We start from the raw sequence: 5,073 nt of genomic DNA, 5'->3' as shown, positions 1-5,073 counted from the left end.
AGGTAACAAAAAATGCCGTATTTATGCGGCTTGTGGCGTTTCGCAAACGCCTAATTACTGATATTATTGTGAGGTAATGAGAGCGGCCTTTGAATTAGAAATTAAAATTTTTCTAATTCAGGAGGCACATACCTATGTTCCATTTAAAACTTAAAGATACTCTTAAGCATTCTATAGCAACGGTTACATCGCATATGGATTCCTTTGTTTATAATCCGGGACGCGATTATTCTCGTATACGAAAACTTTCTCCAGATCATGTTATTTCGTTCCTTATTTCTCAAGGCGCTTCATCCACGAAATGCGAATTTCTGGATTTCTTTCAAATGTCAGAGGATCTCCCTTCTATATCTGCCCTAAATCAAAGGCGTTCCCAAATGATGCCAGAGGCTCTGGAAGCTGTATTCCATGAGTTTACTTCTTCTTCCGAAAAGCTTGAACTTTCAAAGCAGGAACAGCAGTATCAATACATTGCTGCTGATGGTTCTACTACTTCTTTTTTCAGCTTTTCAAAGTATTCGTCTGATGATTATTTTATCTCAGAAGGACATTCTGCCTCCGGCTTTTACAGCATACACATTAATGCCTTTTATGACATAAATAAACGGATCTATACCGATGCCATTCTTCAGTCTGCACACAAAAAAGATGAGTTCCTTGCTTTTTGCCAGCTTGTAGACAGACATATCCCTCACCCGGATCAAAGAACTATTTTTATCGGGGACAGAGGGTATTGCTCTTATAACAACATGGCTCACGTGATCGAAAAAGAACAGTATTTTGTTTTTCGTACAAAAGACATTACAAGCAAAGGGTTGATTGGGAACTTTGTTTTTCCGGATTCTGATACATTTGATATAACTGTTGACGTAACTCTTACGAGATCCCATCGTAAATCTATAAAAATCAAAGATGGTTTTTACCGAAGATATGTTGACCAGGCAGCTTCTTTTGACTACATAAAATATGGCTCAGAAGATACTTATGATCTGACTTTTCGGATCGTACGGTTTCCAATATCAGAAGATACTTATGAATGCCTTGTGACAAATCTTCCGGAAAAAAACTTTCCTGTTGAAAAGCTTAAAGAAATCTATAATTCCAGATGGGGGATCGAATCCTCTTTTCGAAAATTGAAATATACGATTGGATTAAGTCATTATCACAGCTATAAACCTGATTTTATAAAACAGGAAATATGGGCGAAGTTTATCGCTTATAATGCCACGGAACTTCTTGTTGCTCATACTGTAGTCGTTCATGGGAAACGTAAATATTCCTATAAAGTAAACTTTACGCTTGCTGCACATATATGCAGAATCTATCTCCGTCTCCACACGGAGACAGATTCCATAAATGTGATGGCACTGTTACAAAAGGAATTAGTCCCGATCCGCTGCGATCGACAATTCCCAAGACTTAAAACGGCTCATTTCAGAAAACCCAAATATCTGATATACCGTGTTTCCTAAACAGTATCATCAACTGATAGTATATCACTTTTTCAAGCAGATGAAAATCTGCTTATTTGTCGTTGACAAAACGAACAAGAATTTAACCATTTTCATATTTCATAAATTTTTCAAGGCATTTCTTTTTAAATGTCAAGTAATCTCCGGAATATGCTTTATTTATCTAAATACCATTGGTTCACAGCAACACGCTTCGCGGGATATTGCCAGTGAACAGTAACGAAAATATACCTCTTAACATACAAATCCAGCTTCCCATCAAAACTTAAGAGAAATTTACCGGAATGAAACTCCTTCATCAACCGGCCATGATTTTCTAAGTGCCCCATAGGAGATCAGAAAATTCGCAAGCCATCCGGCCGGTACAGCAAGCCAGACAAATGCAATTCCATAACGCGGTGCAAAAATCAAGGCAACTGACAGCCGAATGGCAAGGTTTACCATATTGGCAATGAGAAACGGCCGCATAATTCCAAGTCCACGAAGAACTCCATCTGTTGCCATCTTAATACCCATAAAAATAAAGAAATATCCCAGCCATTTCATATAATCCCCGGACACCTGATATGCCAGAGCGGTTCCATCTTTTCCAAGGAATAAGGAAGAAATTGGGGTGTGCAGTGTTTCAATGACTATGAAAGCAAGGACTGCGAAACACAGGTCCAACACCAGTGCAGCATGGTATCCTTTTTTGATACGTTCAATTTTCTTTGCTCCAAGATTCTGGGAAACATAGGGCGAAACCGCATTTCCAATGGATACAAATATCAGTGAAAAAACATTCTCTACTCTCATGGTTGCCGCATAACCTGCCAGCGCCTGTGTACCGAAGGGATTTACAACCGCCTGTACGATCATCATACCAATTGACACTGTGGATTGCTGAAGAACCGATGGTACTGCAATACGAAGCATGGAATGTAACTCCTGCCTGTCAAACCAGTTAAAGCGGCTTTTATATCGACGCATCCGGTTAAAGAAAATCAAAAGCGAAAACACTGCGGAAATCCCCTGCGCAATGAGAGTTGCAAGGGCGGCACCGAACACACCCAGCCCTAAACCTGCCACCATCCAAAGATCCATAACAATATTCAAAACAGAAGAAAATATCAAAAGGCCCAACGGAATCTTCGATTCACCGATGGAATTGAACATCGTTGAAAGGATATTGTACATAAACAGAAAGGGAAATCCCACAAAATAAACACGCAGATACAGTACCGCTTCATCCAGTATGTCAGCAGGTGTTTGTAATAAACTCATCATAAAATGAGAAAAAACAAAGCCAAAAACCCCCAGAAGTATACTCAGAATCAGAAAACTGATCAACGATGTTGACACAATTGTTTTCATTTTGCTATAATTCTGAGCTCCAAAATAGCGGCTCACAAGTACACCTGCTCCTACACCGGCTCCCAAAGCCACACAGATGAAAACATTGGTCAAAGCGGCACAGGCTCCAACTGCCGCAAGTGCAGAGGATCCCACAAACTGACCGACGATAATGGAATCGGCCATATTATATACTTGTTGAAAGAAGCTGCCCAGAATCATAGGCATTGCAAAAACAGTCAGTGCTTTAAGAGGGGCATCTGTGATTAAATATTCATCTTTTGACATTCTCATTTTCCTCCATCAATTCCTGTTTTTTATCCGAAATCACGATTGTATTTTCAAAATGTAAGTTTAAGATTTCGTTACGCAACAATTATATGTAGTTACAGCAAATAAGTCAAGCTGCTGTTTACTTTTAGTAATATAAATGATATGATATTTGATATTGAAAAAAGCTGCTATCAGATGGATATATTTTATATTATTTTACAGGAGGGAACTTATGTACCTGGACGGTTTAGATAAGCTGGATCAGAAGATTATCCGGCTGCTTATAGAAAACGCACGTATCTCTTACTCTGATATCGGTGAAGAAACCGGTATTTCCAGAGTGGCAGTAAAAGCCCGTATCCAGGCTTTGGAGAAAAGAGGCGTAATCGAAGAATATACAACAATTATTAATCCGCAAAAAATCAGTGGGGCTGTATCATGCTATTTTGAAATTGAAACAAAACCGGAGTACCTGGCGCAGGTGACAGATATATTGTACAAAAATGATACAGTCACACAGATTTACCGTGTCACAGGAAGAGACAGGCTTCATGTACATGCCGTTGCTTCATCAGGTGATGAAATGGAATACTTCCTGCACAATGTCATTGATACACTGCCTGGCATTATCAGCTGCAGTTGCAATATGATCTTATCACGCATTAAAGATATTAAAGGATTACGGCTATAAAAGAAAAAATAAACTCTCCGAATAATTTCCACTATTTTCCCCTAAATGTAAAAGTTCTAATCAATGTTGTCAAATTACATATAACTGTTGTCAAAGAGGCAGAGCCGGTAACCAGCCAGCTATGAGCTGCGATTACCCGACTAAGGGAACGCCGCAGGGCGGCATCCTATACAATATCATACTGAATGAATTGGACTGGTGGGTGGCCTCCCAATGGGAGAACATGCCCACTCACTACGAGTACAAAACCAGACAGAATTTCTCATGTGCCATAAAGTAACACAAAAAACAACAGACAGCCGCCACAATTCCGTAATGATTGATGCTTGACAGTCTCCTTCAAGTTCGCTATAATAATTAACGCAAAATTTTAGTGGACTTTTCCGGATTCGGTCATCTTTTTGCCACACAGCTATCTTGTGATAGTTGTGTGGCTTTTTTGTTGCCTGTATCTCGGAAGTATTAGCAGAATGGAGGACTATATCTGTATGGAAAAAAATTTTTTGTCTCTTATCAAGATGCACCGTAGTGTACGGGCTTATAAATCGGAACCTGTCCTTTCCAAGGCTTTGGACGTTGTACTGGAAGCAGGGACTTACGCTCCTACCGGCGGAAGACATCAATCTCCAACCATCATTGCAATTATAGACTCCAAATATAGGCGGGCGATTGCATTCTTCGGTGCGTATTTTAAGGTGCAGCAGTTGGTCGTTATGACAGTAAACGGCTTGATTCAGGGCTGTTTGCCTATTATGCGGTTTAACTACGGTGCGGGAAACAGAGATAGGCTGCACTCCGCTTTCCGATACGGAACCGCTTTGGTCTCCGGTATGATGATACTGGGAACATTGACCGTCAACTTCTTTCCGGCGCAGCTTTTGGAATTATTTACAGCGTCGGAAGCCATGCGCTCCTTTGGAATATCCGCTATGCGAATTATGGCGGCAAGCTATCTGTTTTGCGGTCTCTCTACCATGATTTCCACCTATTTTCAGGCGACAGAAAAAGTAGGTTCCAGCATAGCGATTCAATTATGCAGACAACTGCTTTTCCTTGTTCCTGCCTTATGGTGTCTGGACAAATTATTCCAACTGAACGGAATCTGGCTTGCATTTCCTGTTGCGGAAACCGCCACTATGCTCATTGCTCTCGTAATAATGGCATGGCATCGCCACAAAAATATCTTATAACATGTTCCTAGTACATCGTTTTCGAAATAACTATACCACTCACTTGTCTGCAAATCCGAGTGCACAGGTCTAAAAGCCTCAGCGTAGCCCGCTACGCCTGCGTTTTTATACCAGC

4 protein-coding genes are annotated in these 5,073 nt (G+C 40.4%); 3 read left to right on the top strand and 1 reads right to left on the bottom strand.

All coding sequences use genetic code 11. From position 1 onward, the window contains the following. Window positions 1-134 precede the first annotated feature (134 nt). Window positions 135-1,472, top strand: a complete 1,338-nt coding sequence (locus tag LJE09_RS16740) for an IS4 family transposase (RefSeq protein WP_055057891.1) — start codon at window positions 135-137, stop codon at window positions 1,470-1,472. Window positions 1,473-1,748: 276 nt separating this feature from the next. Here LJE09_RS16740 and LJE09_RS16735 read toward each other — a convergent pair whose 3' ends face one another. Continuing rightward, window positions 1,749-3,092: an MATE family efflux transporter gene (locus tag LJE09_RS16735; protein WP_025580637.1), complete on the bottom strand. Its 1,344-nt coding sequence runs from the start codon at window positions 3,090-3,092 to the stop codon at window positions 1,749-1,751. Between the two features lie 217 nt (window positions 3,093-3,309). Between LJE09_RS16735 and LJE09_RS16730 the strand changes: the two genes are divergently transcribed. Further along, window positions 3,310-3,768, top strand: a complete 459-nt coding sequence (locus tag LJE09_RS16730) for an Lrp/AsnC family transcriptional regulator (RefSeq protein ID WP_008706859.1) — start codon at window positions 3,310-3,312, stop codon at window positions 3,766-3,768. A 488-nt stretch (window positions 3,769-4,256) separates the two neighbouring features. After that, window positions 4,257-4,958: an MATE family efflux transporter gene (locus tag LJE09_RS16725; protein WP_227219131.1), complete on the top strand. Its 702-nt coding sequence runs from the start codon at window positions 4,257-4,259 to the stop codon at window positions 4,956-4,958. Window positions 4,959-5,073 lie beyond the last annotated feature (115 nt).

It is taken from the genome of Blautia sp. DFI.3.45 (assembly GCF_020593505.1).
Lineage (GTDB): Bacteria > Bacillota > Clostridia > Lachnospirales > Lachnospiraceae > Blautia_A > Blautia_A wexlerae.
The sequence above is the reverse complement of the archived record's forward strand: the minus strand, read 5'-3'. Positions and strand labels throughout refer to the sequence as shown.

Bases quoted from the DNA above. Each gene is read 5' to 3' on its own strand.
- LJE09_RS16725 (WP_227219131.1), top strand. From the start codon at position 4,257: ATGGAAAAAAATTTTTTGTCTCTTATCAAGATGCACCGTAGTGTACGG.
- LJE09_RS16740 (WP_055057891.1), top strand. From the start codon at position 135: ATGTTCCATTTAAAACTTAAAGATACTCTTAAGCATTCTATAGCAACG.
- LJE09_RS16735 (WP_025580637.1), bottom strand. From the start codon at position 3,092: ATGTCAAAAGATGAATATTTAATCACAGATGCCCCTCTTAAAGCACTG.
- LJE09_RS16730 (WP_008706859.1), top strand. From the start codon at position 3,310: ATGTACCTGGACGGTTTAGATAAGCTGGATCAGAAGATTATCCGGCTG.